A 19,156-nucleotide genomic window follows, 5' to 3' on the forward strand; every position below is an offset into this window, starting at 1 on the left:
ACCTTTAAGCGTATTTATTGAAACCTTAAAATCTGTTTATTCAGACTGTGATTTCGCTCGCAAGTTCCTATCATTTTATTCACCTGATGCCAGAGATCAAGCAGGAGACGAACAAGACGTTAATACGCGAAAAATCAAGGAGAAAACGCAGCGGAAAGTACAAAGAAGAGATGTCGCTGAGGAGGTTTCCCCTGCAATACGGTCTGAATTACAGGGGATAATTATACCAGAAAACGCTTACTGTGGTGTAAAACGGCGTAAATGTTGCACTGTTGCCAGCCAGGCGGCCAGCCAGCCAATCATGCCAGCGATGAGCAGTAGCAGCAGGGACTCGTCCCAGCTCAACCCTTTGACGGCAAACGTCGTACCGAAAACAGCAGCAACCTGTGCCACCACCGCATCCAGCTTCCAAACCAGCGCCTGCGATAAAATCAGCGACAGCACCGCACCGCCCACGCCCATTGCCGCTCCGCCATTCAGGAACGGACGCAGAATAAAGCCGTCCGTCGCACCAATCAGCTTCATCACGTTGATGGTTTCACGGCGACTGAAAATACTCAGACGCACGCTGTTGCCGATCACCAAAAATACAGCAACGACCATCAGGACGCCAATCATCGCGGAAATTTGCCCAACCAGATTAGTTAGCGCCACCAGACGAGCAAACCAGCTGTCGTCCATTCGAACTTCATCCACGCCCTGCGTCGATGCCACGCGATCGCGCAACGTTGTCAGCGTGGTGGAATCCTGAAAACTCATTTTTGGCGTAATGATTGCCACCGCGGGTAACGGGTTTTCTTCCAGCATATCCAGCGCGCCGCCAAAACCGGACCAGTTGCGGAATTCGCCCATCGCTTCATTGCGCGACAGGTAATTAACTTTATCGACGCCATCTTCAGATTGAAGCTGCGTGATAACCGCCTGCGCCGCGTTGTCATCCAGCGATTTATCCAGATACACCGTCAGTTGAGGCGATGGATACCACTGTGTTGCAGCCTGACTGACGTTTTTCCACACCAGATAGCAGATGCTGGGCAGCGCCAGCGAGATAGCGATAACCATCACGGTCAGAAAGGTGGCCAGCGGCTGGCGCAGCATATCAGCCAGCGTATTTGTCCAGGCATAGCGCCATTGTTCCTGCCAACCGCCGCGCAGTGCTTTCGCTTTTGCGACAGGCTTTTTCGCATTACGGACGTTATTTGCCATCGTGGTTTCCCCCCACCATGCGGCCATCCGACAACGTCAGCACACGGTAATTACGGCGGGCGATCAGCCCGGTATCATGCGTCGCCATCAGGACAGTGACGCCGACGCGATTGAACTCTTCAAACAGGCGCAAAATGTCTTCTGACAACGCCTCGTCCAGATTGCCCGTCGGCTCATCCGCCAGCAACACGGCGGGTTTGTTAACCACAGCGCGTGCAATACCCACACGCTGTTGTTCACCACCGGACAGCTGGATAGGATAATTCTTCGCTTTATCCAGCAGGCCAACCTTGTCCAGCGCGGCCGATACCCGACGACGAATATCCTCACTGCTGGCGCCCGCGATAATGAGCGGCATCGCGACGTTGTCATAGACCGTGCGCTCCATCAACAGGTGGTGATCCTGAAAAATCATGCCGATCTGACGCCGTAAGAACGGGACTTCGCGTTTTTTCAGGCGGCTAATATTGTGACCGCCAAACAAAATCTGACCCGCGCTGGGACGTTCAATACCACAAATCAGTTTCAGCAGGGTGCTCTTCCCTGCGCCGGAATGGCCGGTCAGGAACGCCATTTCCGCTGGGCGCAGATGGAAATCCACCCCTTGCAATGCCTGACGCCCACCGAGGTAAGCTTTACTGACCTGTTCAAAACGAATCATCCGTTTTAATCCTCTCGGGCAAAAAGTGCCTCAATAAAATCGTCGGCCTTGAATGGCCGTAAATCTTCAATGCCTTCACCTACCCCAATATAGCGGATAGGAATAGCAAACTGGTCGGCAATGGCGAAAATCACCCCGCCTTTCGCGGTCCCGTCCAGCTTAGTCAAGGTAATGCCTGTCAGCCCGACTGCTTCATTAAACAGCTTGGCCTGACTCACTGCGTTCTGTCCGGTGCTCGCATCCAGCGTCAGCATCACTTCATGCGGCGCGTCTTCGTCCAGCTTCTTCATCACGCGCACAATCTTTTTCAGCTCTTCCATCAGGTACGCTTTGTTCTGCAAGCGACCGGCGGTATCCGCGATCAGGACATCCACGCCACGCGCTTTCGCTGCCTGAATTGCATCGAAAATCACCGATGCCGAATCCGCCCCTGTGTGCTGCGCTATCACCGGCACGTTATTGCGTTGTCCCCAGACCTGAAGCTGCTCGACTGCTGCTGCACGGAAGGTATCACCCGCCGCCAGCATTACAGATTTGCCCTGTGCCTGGAACTGGCGTGCCATTTTACCGATGGTGGTGGTTTTACCCACGCCATTAACACCAACCATCAGAATGACATACGGCGTTTTGCCTTCGATATTCAGCGGGGCGTCCACCTTAGCAAGAATCTCTGCCATTTCTTCTTTCAGCTTAACAAAAAGCGTATCAGCATCTTTCAGTTGGCGGCGACTGGCGTGCTCCGTCAGGCTGTCGATGATCTTACGGGTGGTCTCGACCCCGACATCCGCAATCAGCAGTTGCTCTTCCAGTTCATCAAACAGATCGTCGTCGATTTTCTTACCGCGAAACAATCCGATAAATCCGGAACCGAGATTCTCACGCGTTTTTACTAGACTGCGCTTCAAGCGAGCGAAGAAACCTTCTTTCATCGGGCGTTCTTGCTCTTGCACAACGACTGGAACGTCGTCCAGTTGCTCATTTTCCTGTTCTTCTTGCTGCGCGTCATCCAGCGCCTCGTCAACCACCGTCGCGTTCTCTGCGATCTCGACCTGCACGATCGGATCGGTGATATTCCGATCAAGCACGTCATGATCGATCGGGTCACGATCGTCTACCGCAACGGTAACCTCATGCTCGGCGACTGATGGGGTCAGTTCTTCCGCTTCAACCTTTATATTTTCTTCAGCTACTATCTTTTCTTCAACGACAGATTCTTCCGGCAGCGGTTGCGCTACGAGCTCCGGCGTAGGCTCAACGGTCTGGTGAGTCGATGCGGCGGCATCCGATTCAGCAGCGGGCGCATCGTCAACGACCGGCTTCTCCTGCGGCTGCTCTTGTTGTTTTTCTTCCTGTTTCCCAAGTCCCAGCCAGGAAAAAAAACCGCGCTTCTTTTCTTTTGACATGTGTAATCGCGCTCCACGCTGCTCACCGCAGCGAATCAATCAATGAAAATCATATTTAAACAACAAGTTTAACACTTTCCTGCCGACAGCAACACGCAGCCAACGGGAGCAATGACAGACAATTCTCCGTGCTAACGACAATCTTCGTAACGAAAGGCAATGTCCGTTACGAAGTGTGTCAAACGCCGCGCGTGATAGAAAGGCCGCAGACAGCACAAAATTTTGGCTTAAGCACTTTAACGTCCATCTTAACATTCCCTCTACACGCAACCGCCGCTAGAATAGCGCCAGAAATTTCCTGCCCGCATCCACACCATGATGATGCGGCACAACAATAACCCTGTGAGCTATGGCTAAAAAAAATGCATCGTCAGCCGCCGGACAAATCCGAATCATCGGTGGTCAATGGCGCGGCAGAAAACTTCCGGTTCCTGATAGCCCCGGTTTACGTCCCACTACCGATCGTGTACGTGAAACGTTATTTAACTGGCTCGCCCCCGTCATTCAGCAGGCTCGCTGTCTGGACTGCTTTGCCGGCAGCGGCGCGCTCGGACTGGAAGCCTTATCCCGTTATGCTGCGCACGCCACATTATTGGAAATGGAACGTGCAGTCGCCCAGCAATTAACGCAGAATTTGGCACTGCTTCGGGCGGAAAACGCCGAGGTGGTCAATACTGATGCCCTGAGCTGGCTGGCAAAACCGGGCACACCGTTTGACGTCGTGTTTCTCGATCCACCGTTCCGCAAAGAGCTACTGAACAACACGCTCGCGCTGCTGGAACAACAGGGCTGGCTGGCACCAGATGCGTGGATTTACGTGGAAACCGAGGCGGAAAATACGCAGCTAACCATCCCGGAGAATTGGCAACTGCACCGTGAGAAAATTGCGGGTCAGGTCGCCTACCGTTTGTACATCCGTCAGTGATCTTCGCAGCAATGTAAGGGTAAGAGATGATTTTGATTAACCTTGGCAGATTATTGATGCTGGGCGTGTGGGGATTTCTGTTGCTTAACCTGATTCAGCCGTTTCCCAAGCCGTTGAATATCTTCATGACTGTGGCGATGGTGTTTATGATCCTGATGCACGGTTTTCAACTGCTGCTGTTAAAATCCAGTCAGCCGAAGGACAGCCCCCCGCTAAACAGGACGCTTCAGGCACGTATTTTCCTTTTTGGCGTGTTTGAACTACTGGCGTGGCAGAAAAAGCAGCCCAAGCCACCGAAGCCGTAACCGCTAACTCTGCTGGGGCACAAAGCGAATAAAGCGCGTGCCCTTTAGCTGCAACGATCCCTGCATACCCGTATCAAGCAGGTGATAATCTGCGTTTTCGAGGCGCAGCGTGATATTTGCGCCGCCAGCAATTGGCCTGAACGTGGCCTCATACAGCATATCCTCCACAACCATCACCTGATGCTCACGCGCACGCCGACGAGTACGGGGAAATTCGCGTTTGTGTTTCACCTCTGCGGCCACAATACGCAGCGGAGCCGCATCATTCTGCGCTTCCCGATGACGTTGGCGTCGATACTGCCGCGCCGCCAGCACCAGAATAGCGCCAACGACCAAAGCCAACAGCCAGGGGAAATCATTCATCAGGGTTTCTTGCCGGGAAGATAAGGGAACGCGGTAACGTTATCGCCTAAATCAGAAATACGGGCACTGCCTTTTTCCGTCACGGCATCAATACGAATAATCGCCTGTAGAGGGATAAAACTGCGGCTAACGCCGGAGAATTCCGTTTTCAGTTTCTCGGTTGACGGGTCAACCAACACCGTCGATTGGCTATCAAACACAAAGTCAGCAATTTCAATAAAACCGAACAGATTACCCTGAACCAACTCACGCACGTAAAGCTGGTAATTCTTACCGTTATTTATAAATTGAATACGATAAAGTGCGGATTCATTACTCATTCAACACAACGCTCCCTTCAGAGACTTCACGGCGCCCATCTACAATAAAAACAGGCGATAACATAACATGAAGCTCACGAAAGGCGCATCCGTCTCGCACCGTGTTGTTTAACTTCCTCACAATCCCCTACACTAAATAAAGAACGGTTTATTTTTATCCTGACACAAACAAAAACACAAAAAGGACACGCTATGCTTTGGTCATTTATTGCTGTGCTTTTTTCTGGTTGGTTGTATGTAGACGCGAGCTATCGTGGCCCGACATGGCAGCGTTGGTTGTTCAAACCGGTCACGATGCTATTGCTGCTAGCGCTAGCCTGGCAGATGCCGCTACTTGGTGTGCCAGGCTATCTGATTGTGCTGGGGTTACTGGCAACGCTGGTGGCAGACACGCTACTGTTGCTCCCGACTCAGCGCCTGCTTTACGCGTTTGGTGCCTATTTTATCTCCCATCTGCTGTACACCATTAGCTTTTTTACCGGACAAATCGCGCTCACGTTCTTCTGGCCGCTGGCACTAACGCTCGTCATTCTGGCCGCGATCCTACTCGCTATTATCTGGGGACGATTGGACGCACAGCGCTGGCCCGCCTGCGCGCTTATCATCATGACGACGCTGATGGTCTGGATTGCCGGTGAACGGTATTTTGCGCTGGGAACAAACGCGAATTTCTCCTTGCTGACGGGCACCGTACTACTGTTTATCGCCCATGCAGCCTGGCTTATTCACCATTATCGTTTCCCGTTCCGCGCCCATCAGGCGATTGTGGCTGCGGGCTATTTTGGCGGCCATTTCCTGATCGTTCGCTCCCTCTATTTCTAACGCTCGCGGCGTTTACGAAAGGCTGGCTAAGCATTGAGCGGCGGTGTAAAGTTTCTGATGAGAATGGCAATCACTAATATAAGGGGAAGATATGCACTCTCATCAGAACCACCACAGCGCTGAGAAATCAGCATGCTGCAATAACGGCGTTCACCACGCGCCACGCAGTACCGCGCACAGCGCGAAAAGCTGCTGTAATGAACACACGCAGCATTCGAACCACGCAGACCACAGCTGCTGTTCAACCAAGCACACATCCGATGCCTCGGTTCAGACCGCGTGTGGCACAGAGCAACATTCGTCAGACAGCGGCGGTAGCGCTGATTCAGACGACCCCGACGGCGGAGACAGCGACAGGCCCCGATCCCACCAGCGTTTCAGTTGGAAAGTCAGCGGGATGGATTGTCCCAGCTGCGCACGTAAAATCGAAAATGCAGTAAAAAATCTCACCGGAATTGAACAGGCCAAAGTGCTGTTCGCCACCGAAAAACTGGTTGTTGACGCCTACACAGATATTCGCCCTCAGGTTCAACATGCCGTTCAGCAAGCTGGCTTCACCTTGCAGGACACCGCACTCCCCATCGCACCATCCGACACGTCTACCGTACGTCGTTTCGTGCATGAATATGGTTTCTTAATACTTTTCACTTTGCTGGCTGCTGCAAGCTGGGGACTCTCCCTGTTAAGCGAGCGTGGCGGGCAGATCGCGTTTATCGCGACCACCATTGTCGGGCTGATTCCGATACTGAAAAAAACGGTGCAGCTCATTCGCACAGGTACGCCCTTCGCGATTGAAACACTGATGAGCGTAGCTTCCATCGGCGCGCTCTTGATTGGCGCCACCACCGAAGCCACGGTCATTTTGCTGCTGTTTATGCTGGGCGAACATCTCGAGTCTTACGCGGCAAACCGCGCACGACGGGGCGTAACGGCACTGATGGCGCTGCTTCCTGAAGACGCAACGGTTATCGGCAACGGGCAGCGACGCCTCGTTCCCGTTGCAAGTCTGGTTCCCGGCGATGTTATTGAAGTCGCCCCCGGTGGACGGCTCCCTGCCGATGCAGAGCTATTGAACAGCGATGCCAGCTTTGATGAAAGCGCCCTGACCGGCGAATCGGTTCCCGTTGAACGCACGCCCGGTGAAAAAATTGCCGCTGGCAGCCTGTGTGTCGATCGGGTCGTACAGTTGCGGGTGGTTTCACTGCCGGGCAACAGCGCCATCGACCGCATTCTGCAACTGATAGAAGAAGCAGAAGAGCGCCGCGCGCCGATAGAACGCTTCCTCGATAAGTTCAGCCGCTATTACACGCCAGCCATCATGCTGCTGGCGCTGTTGGTAATTCTGATTCCACCATTGCTGCTGGCACAGCCGTGGCAAGAGTGGATTTATCGCGGCCTGACGCTGCTGTTAATCGGCTGTCCGTGTGCACTGGTGATCTCAACGCCTGCGGCGATTACGTCTGGGTTGGCTGCGGCAACGCGTCGGGGGGCACTGATTAAAGGCGGTGCAGCGCTGGAGTCGCTTGGCAATATCAAGACTATTGCGTTTGATAAGACGGGTACGCTGACGGAAGGCAAACCGCAGGTGACAAACGTGTTACCCGTAGCGGGCATTAGCGAAACGGCGTTGCTGACGCGCACCGCCGCAGTGGAGTCGGGTTCGCACCATCCGCTCGCCAAGGCCATCGTCCAACATGCGTTATCCAGCAGCACATTCCTCCCGATGGCAGAAAACCGTAAAGCACTGGCGGGTGTCGGCGTTGAAGGCACGATAGGCGGCAAGCGGATTCAGGTTAGCGCACCGACTCGCGTCGCGCCCGGTTTGCTTGACGCCGACTGGCTGCAACGAATTGATGTGCTGGAAAACGAAGGGAAAACCGTCGTGGTGGTGCAAGAAGACGACACCCTACTCGGTTTGCTGGCGCTGAGCGATACGCTGCGCCACGATGCGCGTGAAGCGCTGGATGCCTTGCAGCAGTTGGGGATTCGTGGCGTCATGCTCACAGGTGATAATCCCCGCGCAGCAGCGGCTATTGCAGCAACATTAGGGATCGATTACCGAGCCAGCCTGCTCCCTGCCGATAAGGTCACAGCGGTCAGCGAATTGGGTAAACAGCATCCCGTGGCAATGGTGGGCGACGGCATCAACGACGCGCCAGCAATGAAAGCCGCAACTATCGGCATCGCGATGGGAAGCGGTACGGATGTGGCATTGGAAACCGCCGATGCGGCATTAACCCACAGCCGCCTGACTGGACTGGCAGCCATGATCAGCTTGTCGCGGGCGACGCAGCGTAATATTCGTCAGAACATTACCATCGCGCTGGGGCTGAAAGCGGTATTTCTGGTCACCAGTATTCTGGGCATTACCGGACTGTGGCTGGCGGTGCTGGCGGATTCCGGCGCAACGGCGTTAGTCACCGCCAACGCGCTACGGCTGCTGAGAAAACAGGACTAACATTACCGTTGCTGGCTGTTGGTTGAAGGATCGAGAAACACACTACAGCGTGCAGAATAACGCACTGAGTAACTCTTATACTCTAAATAATTCGAGTTGCAGGCAGGCGGCAATCGCACGAATCCCCAGGAGCTTACACGAGTAAGTGACTGGGGTGAGTAAGAGAAGCCAACGCACCTGCGGCTTGAAGTATGACGAGTATCATTGGCCCTTGCGCAGCAGATACCGATAGGGAACCTGTTCAGTCTCTTGCGCCAGAAGCTCATGCTCCATATACACGCAAAAACCGGGAATATCGCGAGTGGTAGCCGGATCGTCGGCAATAATCAGCAGCGTTTGCCCGGTTTCCATCTGGCGTACTGTCTTACGCACCATCATAACAGGCTCAGGGCAGCGCAGCCCCTGAGCATCAAGGGTTTTATCTGGGTTGGTAAAGGGATCGGTCATCAACGTTCTCAGTGCTGGAATCAAAAAACTGCCTTAGTTTACGCGGAGGATTCCCCTACGCAAGCGACGACAACGTTTGCGCATAAAACAACCATCCTTTCTCGGCAAAACACATTGCATTAGCGAAACAATTGCGTATTATGCCGCCGCGTTGCAGCATAAATCTGCACGTTATTTCTTGGGTTCCCTAACCCCAATAACCAAAAAGGTCACATTATGTATCGTTTTACTCCCCAACAGCGGCTTACGGCGCTGATCTGGCTATCGTTGTTCCATGTCCTGATCATTACGTCGAGTAATTATCTGGTCCAGCTCCCGGTATTGATTTTCGGTTTTCATACCACCTGGGGCGCGTTTACCTTCCCGTTTATTTTTCTGGCGACTGACCTGACGGTTCGGGTTTTCGGTGCGCCGCTGGCGCGTCGTATCATTCTGACCGTGATGGTGCCTGCGTTGGTGATTTCCTATCTGGTTTCGTCACTGTTTTATCAGGGCTCGTGGCAGTCGTTCGGGGTGTTAAGCCAGGTGAATATCGTCGTAGCACGTATAGCCTGCGCCAGTTTCATGGCTTATGTTCTCGGCCAGATTCTGGATGTCCACGTCTTCAATAGACTGCGTCAGAAGCGCGCGTGGTGGGTGGCACCAGCCGTTTCAACCGTGTTTGGTAATTTCAGCGACACGCTGGCCTTTTTCTTCATCGCGTTTTACCGCAGTACCGATGCTTTCATGGCAGCAAACTGGGTCGAAATTGCGATGGTGGATTATGCCTTCAAGCTGTTGATCAGTCTGGCGTTCTTCCTGCCGATGTACGGCGTCATGCTGAACATGGTGCTCAAACGTCTGAGCGAGCAGAAAGGCGCGGCCGACTATCACTCCGTCAGCAACCATCACTAATGCCTATCGGGCGGTGATCCACACCGCCTTTTTCCCGTCATACTTCAAGCTGCTTGTGCGTTGGCTGCCTTTACTCACCCCAGTCACTTACTCATATAAGCTCCTGGGGATTCATGCAGTTGCCGCCTTCACGCCACTCGAATTATTTAGGGCATACACTCATCGTTTTGTAAAAATAACGCAGGCTCCAACAACGGTTTGCAACAACAAAATGCTTGTTTTTGCTACCTGAATAGGGTGCCATACTGTTATTACCTGTTTAAAAATATTACCTGTTAAAAAACGAGAGAAAGGGATCCCATGTCGAATGTAATCAAATACCTCGGTGTCGGTTTGCTTGTCGGTCTGCTTGCCGCGTGTGATGGCAAAACGGATGACGCAGCAAAAGCGGGCGCACAAGATAAACCTGCCGCAGAAGCCACCGCGAGCCAGAACATTGAATTAATGGATGGGAAGGTTGCGTTTACTCTGCCAGCCGATATGCGTGACCAAAGCGGTAAAGTGGGCACACAGGCGAACAACATGCACGTTTACGCCAATGACAACGGGCAGAAAGCGGTCATCGTGATTCTGGGCGATAACACCACGGAAGAGCTGACCGTGCTGGCGCAGCGTCTGGAAGATCAGCAACGCACGCGTGACGCCAACCTTCAGGTTGTCACCAACAAAACCATCGACGTTGACGGCAAGAAGCTGCAACAGCTCGACAGCATTATCACCAGCAGCGGACAGCAGGCTTATTCATCCGTGGTGTTGGGAAAAGTGGAAAACCAACTGCTGACTTTGCAGATCACGCTGCCAGCCAGCAATCAGCAACAGGCACAGAGCGAAGCAGAAGGCATCATCCACACGCTGAAGCTGAAATAATCGGCGTTATCGTCTGACAGTAGCCACTTCGGTGGCTACTCTTGTTCGATGACAGGACGCTGAGTCAGTCGCCATGTCAGCGCCAGACCGCATAGCCCCAGCGACGCCGCTGCCAAATAAATAGAGGCGATTCCGGTATAGCCCATCAGTACGCCAGCCACCGGCCCGACGACGCCTAGCGACAGATCGAGGAATATCGTATAGGTTGCCAGCGCACTGCCCTGATTCTGTGGTGATACGGCTTTAACGGCAACGACGCCTAATGCCGGGAATACCAGAGAGAAACCTGCCCCCGCGAGGAATGCGCCCACTTCCGCCATTAGCGGCTGCGTCGCGCCCCACACCAGCAGTAAACCCACGATCTCAACCACAAAGCACGCCATGGCTACGCGCAGCCCGCCAAACCGCTGAATGCTGTTGGGGAAAACCAGCCGCGCACCGACAAAAGCACAACTGAAAATGGTCAGCGTCAGCGCTGCACCTTCCCAGTTGTGATCGGCATAAAACAGCGTGATAAAGGTAGCGATCACACCAAAACCCGCAGAGGCGATCGCCAGAATAATGCCGTAAACCCAGACTTTCCCCAGCACTTCACGGAAGGGAATCTTTTTACCGGGCGCGACCTGCACTGCCGGACGCGGCAGCGCGAAGATAATCGCCACGGCTGCGATCAGAATAATGCACACAGAGAGCAGCTTTAGCCCACCGATATGGTTCAGCCAGACGCCGAGCGGCGCACCAATCGCCATCGCACCGTACGTCGCAATGCCATTCCACGAAATCACGCGTCCGATATGTCGGGAGCCCACCACACCAACGCCCCAGAGCGTTGCACCTGTACCAGCAAAGCTCTGTCCGGCACCCAGCACGACACGCCCGAGACACAGTAGCAGCAGCGTGATCGCAGGCGACGCATCGCTAAAAGCAGCCAGCAGGTAAAACACCCCACTCAGCATGACGCCAGCGAGTCCCCAGACGACAATCTTTTTCGGCCCTTTTTCATCGGCGCTACGACCTGCATGCGGGCGGCTCAATAGCGTGGAGAAGTATTGCAGGCTGATCACCAGCCCAGCCCAGAACGCGCTATAGCCAAGATGATCGTGTACATATCCCGGCAGCACCGCCAACGGCAGGCCAATATTCAGGTAGCTGGCAAAGTTGAACGCCACAACGGAAACGATGCGCAAATTAAGGCGCAGGCCGCTCAGCGCCGGTTCGGATGGGGAAGGTGTTGGCATGGAAAATTCACTCGCTTAACGTCCGTGTATGACGTACGTTCAAAAAATATCGAAAAGTCACATTCTTATATTGTTGGTTATAATCAAACTTATATCTTGTCTCTCAATAAACTAATCCCGAACACAGGAGAAACGCAATGCCTGTACCGGCAGACCCGGATCGCCAATCAACATCGTCCACCCCAGAAGGGAATAAATCACCGCAAAAATCCCTCTCATTTCTGGGTAAGAGCAAACGTCTGGCCGCACGGATTCAGGCGATCCCCAGCGTCGCGCACCTGATTCGAGCGGGCGAACGTTTCAACGATCGAATGGGCAATCAGTTTGGCGCAGCCATTACCTATTTTTCCTTTCTGTCGCTGATCCCTATTCTCATGGTGTCTTTTGCCGCCGTGGGTTTCGTGCTGGCCTCAAACCCCGACCTGCTGACGGGGCTGATTAACCGTATCGTCAACAGTATCAGCGATCCTAATCTGGCCAATACGTTGAAAAGTACCGTCAACACCGCCGTACAGCAGCGTACCACCGTCGGGCTTACTGGGTTACTGATCGCTCTCTATTCCGGCATCAGTTGGATGGGAAACCTGCGTGAAGCCATTCGCGCCCAATCGCGCGACGTCTGGGAAAGGAACCCGAAAGATGAAGAGAAGATTTACTTTCAGTACACGCGGGATTTCCTGTCGCTGACGGGCTTGGTGATTGCGCTAATTATCACGCTTTTCCTGACCTCTGTTGCTGGCACCGCGCAAAACATGATCGTAACCGCGCTGGGGCTGGATGGCATCGAGTGGTTGCGTCCCGCATTGACGCTGATTGCGCTGTCAATCTCCATCTTCGCCAACTATTTGTTATTCCTGTGGATATTTTTCGTCTTACCGCGCCATAAACCCAAGCGTAAAGCGCTCTTTCGCGGCACGCTGATTGCCGCCGTCGGTTTTGAAGCCATCAAGTTCGCCATGACTGTCGCGCTGCCTAAACTGGCCAGTTCGCCTTCTGGCGCCGCGTTCGGTTCAGTTATTGGCCTGATGGCATTCTTCTATTTCTTCGCCCGTCTGACGCTCTTTTGCGCCGCCTGGATCGCGACAGCGAACTATAAAGGCGACATCTCGACAGACAAGAATGATCAGGAGAAAGAACCATCCCCTAATCGCTAAAAGCAGAGGGAAAGCACTGGTTTTCCGATCTGCGTCATGAAAAAATAAAACATCGTTTCAAGACTATTGACTCAGTCTCACGTAATGTTGAGACTGACGTTAATTTCCGCGTTTTTTATACCCAACAAACATCAGGTGCAGGGTACCTTTTCAAACAGGCCAAAAGTGATGACAACTACTAACATTGCCGTAATCGGCGAATGCATGATCGAACTGTCGCAGAAGGGCACGGATCTTAACCGTGGATTTGGTGGCGATACGCTGAACACCGCTGTTTATATTGCCCGTCAGGTCAATGCCGATAAGCTGGGCGTACATTATGTGACCGCGCTAGGCACCGACAGCTTCAGTACCGAGATGGTTGCCGCCTGGCAAAACGAAGGGGTGAAAACCGACCTGATCCAGCGACTGGACAATAAATTGCCCGGTTTATACTTCATTGAAACCGACGATAGCGGCGAGCGTACGTTCTACTATTGGCGCAATGACGCCGCTGCTCGCTACTGGCTGGACAGCCCGGAAGCAGAAAAAATCGGTCAGGCGCTGGCACAGTTTGACTACCTTTACCTAAGCGGCATCAGTCTGGCGATTCTGAACGCTGAAAGCCGTCAACGTCTCCTTGCACTGCTGCGTGCTTGCCGCGCCAACGGCGGTAAAGTGATTTTTGATAACAACTACCGTCCACGTTTGTGGCAGAGCAAGGAAGAAACGCAGCAGTCCTACACCGACATCTTGTCCTGTACGGATATCGCGTTCCTGACGCTGGATGATGAAGACATGCTGTGGGGCACGAAGCCGCTGGAAGCGGTGCTGGAGCGGACGCACGGTTTGGGCGTTAGCGAAGTCGTCATCAAACGCGGTGCTGATTCCTGCATAGTATCAGAACGCGGACAAGCGCTGGTCGATGTTCCAGCGATAAAATTGTCAAAAGAGAAAGTGGTCGATACCACCGCAGCAGGCGACTCTTTCAGCGCAGGCTACTTGGCTGTTCGTCTGAATGGCGGCAGCACGCAGGAAGCCGCAGAGCGCGGTCACTTGACGGCCAGCACGGTCATTCAATACCGTGGCGCGATTATCCCGCTTGAGGCAATGCCTGCGTAAACCATACGTAGCGTGATAATAAGTTAAAGGCCGCAATCGCGGCCTTTTCTATTTCTATTACTGATAACGGATTTACTGTGCAGCGGGCGCGGTTTCCTGTGGTTTTGTTCCTTCAGGTGCCGCTGCGCTAGCAACAGGCTCGGCAGTTGGCGTCATAATCTGGTCGTAGGTCTCCTGCAACGCCTTCATATTCGCTTCTGGCTCACCGGGCTGTTGGATCAGCATCAGCGTCGTATCCTGTACCAGTTGCTGGTGCAGTTCCTGATTCAGCATATCGAGCGTCAACGCGGACAGATAAGTCTGGCGCAGTTTCTGATACTGCTCGGGTGCAATGTCCACGACGCCATTTTGCTGGGAGCGCAAACGCTGATCCATCAGGATGTCCGTACTGGTTCGTGCATAGGTGGCGAACAGCTTGTTCAGTTCGTCCGTCTTGCGCGCAATCAGCGCATCAAACTCTTGCTGTGTCAGCCCTTTTTCACGTAGCGTCGCCAGCTCACGCGCCATAAACGTCACGCCCGGCTCCACACCCCCGCTACCCGGAACATCCATATGAATCGCGCACTGAGAACGGGTATAAAACACATTGCAGTCGAAACGGAGATTGTTGCCCTTCAGCGGGCTCTTCTCCAGCGCCTGCTGTAGATGCCAGAACATCGCTTCCCGCGTCATGTCGCCCAGCCAGTAGCGAACCAGTGCCTGCGATTCACGAATAGGATGCCATGGCGTATCCCACATCAGCGACAGCGTATCCTGCTGGACGTTGTTATTCATCAGGCTGATCGCCTGCGGCGGCAGCGGGCTTAATGTCGGTACCGGTGCTGGCGCTTCGCGTTTCCCTTCCAACGGGGAGAACACTTTACCGATCTGCTCGATCACGCTGCGATTATCCACATGACCGACGATATAAAGCGTCATCGCATCTGGCGTATACCAGGTTTTATAAAATTGCTGGAGCTGCTCGCCATTCAGCGGCAATTTGACGTCCTGAGCAGGATCGTGCGCCAGCAGTGGCGACCCTTTCAGGCGATAGCGCCAGCTCGGATCCTGTGAGTTAACCGGAAAGGTGACAACCTGATCGGGAACCTTCAACGCGGCATGTAGGCTTTTTTCGTCGAACGTCATCTGCCCTGCACTTTCAGCCAGCCACGTCAGCGCTTCTTTCAGCAGTTCGGGGCGGTTATTCGGCAAGCTCAGGTTATACGACGTGAAGTCGTACGAAATAATTATCGGAGGCAGGACGCGCGAGCCGTTAGCATCCCGAATCCACATGGACGGTAACTGAGCTGCGGACAGCTTATCGCCAGGCGCTAAGGCCAGACGAGGAAGGAAATGTGCAAAGCCCACTTGCTGGGCGTTTTCCAGCAACGATCCGGCATTAACAACCAGACGCAGCTCAACCCGATCGCCGGGGCGCTGTGGCGTTGTTAATAACTGCCAGGTAAAACCATTATTCAGTTTACCCTGCTGCCAGGCTGGATCGGGCTGTAGTGTTTCAGCCTGCACGCTGCTGCTGATCACCGCCAGCAACAAACCACCAACGAAAAGCGCCTTTTTGGTGCCCTGCATGTGAACCCCTACTAATAGCTATCCAACATAATAATGTGGTTATTGTTGATCATTATGGCGGCCTTGCGTCTGCCACCGCACACTCTCGTGGATATATCACGGAAAAAATTGAAGACGCGAAGTGTACCATTCCATTGGACAGCGCGCTTTTGTCTATGTCACTTCAAGAGGCGAAATAATCTGCAAAAAAGGTAAAAATAGTCATATTTAACAATATTTTTACGTTTCATGCCGATTAAGAATAGAGAGGAAAACGGTTTGATTCGACGTGTTTATAAACAAAACATTTACAGACAAAAAGCTTACAGACAAAAAATTCCCCACGGAGCAGAACCCGCAGGGAATTATCTAGGACATAGAACAGTACGCTGGAACGATAACGGCTTACTGGAATTACGACTGCGCCGTCGGCGTAGCCGCGTTATCGTTCTTATTGTTACCGGACAGCTCAGCGTTCAGTTTCTTCTCATCCAGCTCACGGCAGTATTTTGCTACCACGATGGTTGCAACACCGTTACCAATCAGGTTGGTCAGCGCACGGGCTTCTGACATGAAGCGGTCAATACCCAGAATTAACGCCAGACCGGCAACAGGCAGGTGACCCACGGCAGACAGCGTTGCTGCCAGCACGATAAACCCACTTCCCGTTACGCCCGCTGCACCTTTAGAAGACAGCAGCAGCACAACCAGCAACGTGATCTGATGCCAGATATCCATGTGGCTGTTAGTCGCCTGAGCGATAAACACTGCCGCCATCGTCAGATAGATGGAGGTGCCATCAAGGTTGAACGAGTACCCCGTAGGAATAACCAGGCCGACGACCGATTTTTTACAACCGACCTTCTCCATCTTCTCAAGCATACGTGGCAGCACGGATTCAGAAGAGGACGTGCCCAGCACGATCAGCAGTTCTTCACGTATGTAGCGAATGAATTTGAAGATACTGAAGCCCGTTGCTTTCGCAATACTGCCCAACACCAGGAATACAAACAGAATACAGGTGATGTAGAAGCAGAGGATTAGTTGCCCCAACTGCACCAACGTACCGACACCATATTTACCGATGGTGAAAGCCATAGCACCGAACGCACCCAGAGGAGCTAATTTCATGATCATGTTAATGACGCCGAAAATGACCTTGGAGAAGCTATCGATTACATCAAAAATAACTTTGCCCTTTGGCCCCAAGCGGTGCAGCGCAAAGCCGAACATCACAGCAAACAGCAGAACCTGCAAGATATTACCACTGGCAAATGCACCGACCACACTCGCCGGAATCACGTCCATCAGAAACGGAATCAAACCTTGTTGCGAAGCCTGTTGGGTATAAACCGCCACCGCGGACGCATCAAGCGTACTCGGGTCGATGTTCATACCTACGCCAGGTTGTACGACGTTGACCACGACCAGGCCAATAATCAGCGCAATCGTACTCACAACTTCAAAATACAGCAGGGCGGCCGCACCAGTACGACCGACCGACTTCATACTTTCCATGCCTGCGATACCGGTTACTACCGTACAGAAGATAACCGGCGCAATAATCATTTTAATTAATTTAACAAACCCATCGCCCAACGGCTTCATTTGCTCACCAAGCTGGGGGTAGAAATGCCCCAACAGTATCCCTATCGTAATGGCGGCAAGAACTTGAAAATAAAGACTTTTAAAAATTGATGTTTTCATACATACGTCCTATGGTGGGGAAAACACAGGAGGGGAATAGGGTACGAAAATGCCGCCTGTGATTGCGCCGAAAAGTAACATTGCAATAACAAGCTGAGAATGTTTTATAAGTTTAGTTTGTGAACAACAGGTTAAAAACAAGAGCTGAATCACGTCAGCAGGAATTATAAAGAAACATTAGTGCAATTTATCTGTAACAGATGCACATTTTTGCAGCGGGGAAACTTCGATTAACGTCCTCAAAGCCCCGCCATACGGGGAAGTCGCGTTCAGGAAACACATCTACGAAAAATAACATTTCCGTTACCTGTGAAGGCTCAGGAAGGCGTGGTGAGATGATGAATACCGCATTTTTTATCGCGCCGCGCCAGTTGCATGGCAAAACGCGTCTGCGACAAGAACAGCGCCGCCTCCTCGGGTCGAGGGTCGGTAATCGTCAGAATACCGGCGCTGATAGCCCGTGCAGGCTGGGAGTCCGCTGGTAAAAAGGGAGAGTTAATCGCCAACATCACGTTTTGCGCCCAGTCCTGCGCTTGCTCAGTTGATCCCAACGTCTTCCCGATGATGGCAAACTCATCACAATCGAGGCGCGCCAGATAGATCAGCCCTGCCTCATTTTGTTCTTCGATCACGGCGTGAAGCTGCTTAGCCAACGTGGCCATATCGCTCTGGCTGGCTGAGGAATCTAGCCCAAAAACCAACAGACTGAACGGGATGCCATCGGCCAAACGCTGTTCGAGGCGTCGTATGAAATGCGCTTTATCCGGCAACCCCGCATCGGTATTTCTGGAAGAGAGTGACTGCTCCAGCAGTTGTTGATTGCGGTTATAGCTGCGCACCAGCGCGCCCAGCTCATCATCCTGATGCCAAGGTGGCAGCGTGAGTGGACGGTGAAGCACGGCATCCGGCGGTAGATTCTGTAATTCGACAATAATCCCACGCAGCGGGTGTATCAGCAGCCGATTAATGCACCAGGTAATGGCGATCGACATAATCAATGCCAGCAGCAGATACGTCGCCAGCATGGTTGAAAACGTGCTGACGATAAATTGATACATCCGGTAGGAATCCGCCTGCAAGACCAGATGCGCAAGCGGAGCTGAATATTGCGTCTGCGGCGGCGAATAGAGCGGAATAGAAATGCGGATCGGCAGCTTAAAAACGCGGGCGATCCAGTCCGGCACCGGACGTTCTTTCGGGAAATTGGCGTGCAGCGTCTGGAAATCATCCGGCAGCAGTACATCTGCCCGGCTAAGAAAGGCGACCGGCAGCAAGCTATCCAGAATATTACCCGCTCGCTGAACCTCCCCTTGTAACACCGCATCCGTCAGCGGTTGACGCACGGAATAGGCGATGCTTTCCAACTGCTTGGCATAATCCTCACGGCGCTGATGAACGAAGTGAAAGAGCTGTATGACGATAAACAGGCTGATCGTCACCAGTGCCACGGCAGACACGGCTGTCATCTGTTTAATCGTTAATGAACGTCTGAGCCGCAAGCGCTTTCTCCGTCAACCTTTATGCAGACCTGAATACCTGACCCACCCGATAAAAACAGGCAGGCAATACACCGCGCGAAAAGCACGCCGCGATACGCGCAAGTTACGCGCGTGAATAGTATAAGGCAGCTTATCGTCGCCTCAACGCTGTTTTCTGCTGATGTTCTGGGGATTTCATCTTAATCCTAAGCAAGCTTAGGTAACAGCCGTAACGCGGCCTCAGAATAGGATATATCCC

Annotated in this window: 18 protein-coding genes; 8 read left to right on the forward strand and 10 right to left on the reverse strand. The window is 53.0% G+C overall.

Annotated elements, in window-relative coordinates:
• Positions 1–237: 237 nt before the first annotated feature.
• The 3 genes from ftsX to ftsY are packed head-to-tail and all read right to left on the reverse strand — an operon-like array spanning position 238 to position 3,270.
• Positions 238–1,206 (reverse strand): permease-like cell division protein FtsX, encoded by a 969-nt coding sequence (ftsX, locus tag A0G03_RS11595; protein WP_011095808.1) that lies wholly within the window; start codon positions 1,204–1,206, stop codon positions 238–240.
• Positions 1,196–1,867 (reverse strand): cell division ATP-binding protein FtsE, encoded by a 672-nt coding sequence (ftsE, locus tag A0G03_RS11600; protein ID WP_039294328.1) that lies wholly within the window; start codon positions 1,865–1,867, stop codon positions 1,196–1,198. The genes ftsX and ftsE overlap by 11 nt, the downstream gene beginning before the upstream one ends.
• Positions 1,868–1,872: 5 nt before the next feature.
• Positions 1,873–3,270 (reverse strand): signal recognition particle-docking protein FtsY, encoded by a 1,398-nt coding sequence (ftsY, locus tag A0G03_RS11605; RefSeq protein ID WP_048263167.1) that lies wholly within the window; start codon positions 3,268–3,270, stop codon positions 1,873–1,875.
• Between the two features lie 349 nt (positions 3,271–3,619).
• Here ftsY and rsmD point away from each other — a divergent pair, with 349 nt between their 5' ends.
• Both rsmD and A0G03_RS11615 read left to right on the forward strand, forming a co-directional pair.
• Positions 3,620–4,195, forward strand: a complete 576-nt coding sequence (gene rsmD, locus A0G03_RS11610) for a 16S rRNA (guanine(966)-N(2))-methyltransferase (protein ID WP_048263168.1) — start codon at positions 3,620–3,622, stop codon at positions 4,193–4,195.
• Between the two features lie 29 nt (positions 4,196–4,224).
• Positions 4,225–4,500 carry a DUF1145 family protein gene (locus A0G03_RS11615; RefSeq protein WP_167389298.1) on the forward strand — a complete coding sequence of 92 codons (276 nt, stop codon included), beginning with the start codon at positions 4,225–4,227 and terminating at the stop codon, positions 4,498–4,500.
• A gap of 3 nt (positions 4,501–4,503) precedes the next feature.
• Here A0G03_RS11615 and A0G03_RS11620 read toward each other — a convergent pair whose 3' ends face one another.
• Together A0G03_RS11620 and A0G03_RS11625 are read right to left on the reverse strand one after the other, a co-directional pair.
• Complete coding sequence (locus A0G03_RS11620) at positions 4,504–4,863, reverse strand: DUF2500 domain-containing protein (protein WP_048263172.1); 360 nt, start codon at positions 4,861–4,863, stop codon at positions 4,504–4,506.
• Positions 4,863–5,183: a DUF1820 family protein gene (locus A0G03_RS11625; protein ID WP_011095813.1), complete on the reverse strand. Its 321-nt coding sequence runs from the start codon at positions 5,181–5,183 to the stop codon at positions 4,863–4,865. Before A0G03_RS11625 ends, A0G03_RS11620 begins: the two co-directional genes overlap by 1 nt.
• Before the next feature lie 192 nt (positions 5,184–5,375).
• On the opposite strand from A0G03_RS11625, the gene A0G03_RS11630 reads away from it, so the two are divergent.
• Complete coding sequence (locus A0G03_RS11630; protein ID WP_048263174.1) at positions 5,376–6,005, forward strand: lysoplasmalogenase; 630 nt, start codon at positions 5,376–5,378, stop codon at positions 6,003–6,005.
• 91 nt (positions 6,006–6,096) lie between these two features.
• Positions 6,097–8,463 carry a zinc/cadmium/mercury/lead-transporting ATPase gene (locus A0G03_RS11635; RefSeq protein WP_048263176.1) on the forward strand — a complete coding sequence of 789 codons (2,367 nt, stop codon included), beginning with the start codon at positions 6,097–6,099 and terminating at the stop codon, positions 8,461–8,463.
• Positions 8,464–8,664: 201 nt separating this feature from the next.
• On the opposite strand, the gene tusA is transcribed toward A0G03_RS11635, so the two are convergent.
• Entirely contained in the window at positions 8,665–8,910 is a 246-nt protein-coding gene (gene tusA, locus A0G03_RS11640) for a sulfurtransferase TusA (RefSeq protein WP_011095816.1), read from the reverse strand.
• 216 nt (positions 8,911–9,126) lie between these two features.
• Between tusA and A0G03_RS11645 the strand changes: the two genes are divergently transcribed.
• Together A0G03_RS11645 and A0G03_RS11655 are read left to right on the forward strand one after the other, a co-directional pair.
• Positions 9,127–9,804, forward strand: a complete 678-nt coding sequence (locus tag A0G03_RS11645) for a 7-cyano-7-deazaguanine/7-aminomethyl-7-deazaguanine transporter (protein WP_048263178.1) — start codon at positions 9,127–9,129, stop codon at positions 9,802–9,804.
• 300 nt (positions 9,805–10,104) lie between these two features.
• Positions 10,105–10,671, forward strand: a complete 567-nt coding sequence (locus A0G03_RS11655) for a DcrB family lipoprotein (protein WP_011095818.1) — start codon at positions 10,105–10,107, stop codon at positions 10,669–10,671.
• Between the two features lie 35 nt (positions 10,672–10,706).
• Here A0G03_RS11655 and A0G03_RS11660 read toward each other — a convergent pair whose 3' ends face one another.
• Positions 10,707–11,909: an MFS transporter gene (locus A0G03_RS11660; RefSeq protein WP_048263180.1), complete on the reverse strand. Its 1,203-nt coding sequence runs from the start codon at positions 11,907–11,909 to the stop codon at positions 10,707–10,709.
• 137 nt (positions 11,910–12,046) lie between these two features.
• Here A0G03_RS11660 and yhjD point away from each other — a divergent pair, with 137 nt between their 5' ends.
• Entirely contained in the window at positions 12,047–13,063 is a 1,017-nt protein-coding gene (gene yhjD / locus A0G03_RS11665; protein WP_048263182.1) for an inner membrane protein YhjD, read from the forward strand.
• Between the two features lie 168 nt (positions 13,064–13,231).
• The gene (gene kdgK, locus A0G03_RS11670; RefSeq protein WP_048263184.1) at positions 13,232–14,164 is read left to right on the forward strand and encodes a 2-dehydro-3-deoxygluconokinase; all 933 of its coding nucleotides are present in this window, start codon (positions 13,232–13,234) and stop codon (positions 14,162–14,164) included.
• Positions 14,165–14,236: 72 nt separating this feature from the next.
• Here the strand turns inward: kdgK and A0G03_RS11675 are convergent, their stop codons facing one another.
• The 3 genes from A0G03_RS11675 to A0G03_RS11685 form a co-directional block, all read right to left on the reverse strand.
• On the reverse strand, positions 14,237–15,733 hold the full coding sequence (locus tag A0G03_RS11675) for a M16 family metallopeptidase (protein WP_048263185.1): 1,497 nt from the start codon (positions 15,731–15,733) through the stop codon (positions 14,237–14,239).
• Between the two features lie 393 nt (positions 15,734–16,126).
• Positions 16,127–17,419 carry a dicarboxylate/amino acid:cation symporter gene (locus tag A0G03_RS11680; protein WP_048263187.1) on the reverse strand — a complete coding sequence of 431 codons (1,293 nt, stop codon included), beginning with the start codon at positions 17,417–17,419 and terminating at the stop codon, positions 16,127–16,129.
• Between the two features lie 317 nt (positions 17,420–17,736).
• The gene (locus A0G03_RS11685; protein WP_048263408.1) at positions 17,737–18,885 is read right to left on the reverse strand and encodes a HAMP domain-containing protein; all 1,149 of its coding nucleotides are present in this window, start codon (positions 18,883–18,885) and stop codon (positions 17,737–17,739) included.
• Between the last annotated feature and the right edge of the window lie 271 nt (positions 18,886–19,156).

It is taken from the genome of Pectobacterium peruviense (genome assembly GCF_002847345.1).
Classification (GTDB): domain Bacteria; phylum Pseudomonadota; class Gammaproteobacteria; order Enterobacterales; family Enterobacteriaceae; genus Pectobacterium; species Pectobacterium peruviense.

Coding starts and splice junctions, on each gene's coding strand:
- yhjD (WP_048263182.1), top strand. CDS start 12,047: ATGCCTGTACCGGCAGACCCGGATCGCCAATCAACATCGTCCACCCCA.
- ftsY (WP_048263167.1), bottom strand. CDS start 3,270: ATGTCAAAAGAAAAGAAGCGCGGTTTTTTTTCCTGGCTGGGACTTGGG.
- ftsX (WP_011095808.1), bottom strand. CDS start 1,206: ATGGCAAATAACGTCCGTAATGCGAAAAAGCCTGTCGCAAAAGCGAAA.
- A0G03_RS11675 (WP_048263185.1), bottom strand. CDS start 15,733: ATGCAGGGCACCAAAAAGGCGCTTTTCGTTGGTGGTTTGTTGCTGGCG.
- A0G03_RS11645 (WP_048263178.1), top strand. CDS start 9,127: ATGTATCGTTTTACTCCCCAACAGCGGCTTACGGCGCTGATCTGGCTA.
- A0G03_RS11635 (WP_048263176.1), top strand. CDS start 6,097: ATGCACTCTCATCAGAACCACCACAGCGCTGAGAAATCAGCATGCTGC.
- A0G03_RS11620 (WP_048263172.1), bottom strand. CDS start 4,863: ATGAATGATTTCCCCTGGCTGTTGGCTTTGGTCGTTGGCGCTATTCTG.
- A0G03_RS11685 (WP_048263408.1), bottom strand. CDS start 18,885: ATGACAGCCGTGTCTGCCGTGGCACTGGTGACGATCAGCCTGTTTATC.
- ftsE (WP_039294328.1), bottom strand. CDS start 1,867: ATGATTCGTTTTGAACAGGTCAGTAAAGCTTACCTCGGTGGGCGTCAG.
- A0G03_RS11660 (WP_048263180.1), bottom strand. CDS start 11,909: ATGCCAACACCTTCCCCATCCGAACCGGCGCTGAGCGGCCTGCGCCTT.
- tusA (WP_011095816.1), bottom strand. CDS start 8,910: ATGACCGATCCCTTTACCAACCCAGATAAAACCCTTGATGCTCAGGGG.
- kdgK (WP_048263184.1), top strand. CDS start 13,232: ATGACAACTACTAACATTGCCGTAATCGGCGAATGCATGATCGAACTG.
- A0G03_RS11630 (WP_048263174.1), top strand. CDS start 5,376: ATGCTTTGGTCATTTATTGCTGTGCTTTTTTCTGGTTGGTTGTATGTA.
- rsmD (WP_048263168.1), top strand. CDS start 3,620: ATGGCTAAAAAAAATGCATCGTCAGCCGCCGGACAAATCCGAATCATC.
- A0G03_RS11625 (WP_011095813.1), bottom strand. CDS start 5,183: ATGAGTAATGAATCCGCACTTTATCGTATTCAATTTATAAATAACGGT.
- A0G03_RS11680 (WP_048263187.1), bottom strand. CDS start 17,419: ATGAAAACATCAATTTTTAAAAGTCTTTATTTTCAAGTTCTTGCCGCC.
- A0G03_RS11655 (WP_011095818.1), top strand. CDS start 10,105: ATGTCGAATGTAATCAAATACCTCGGTGTCGGTTTGCTTGTCGGTCTG.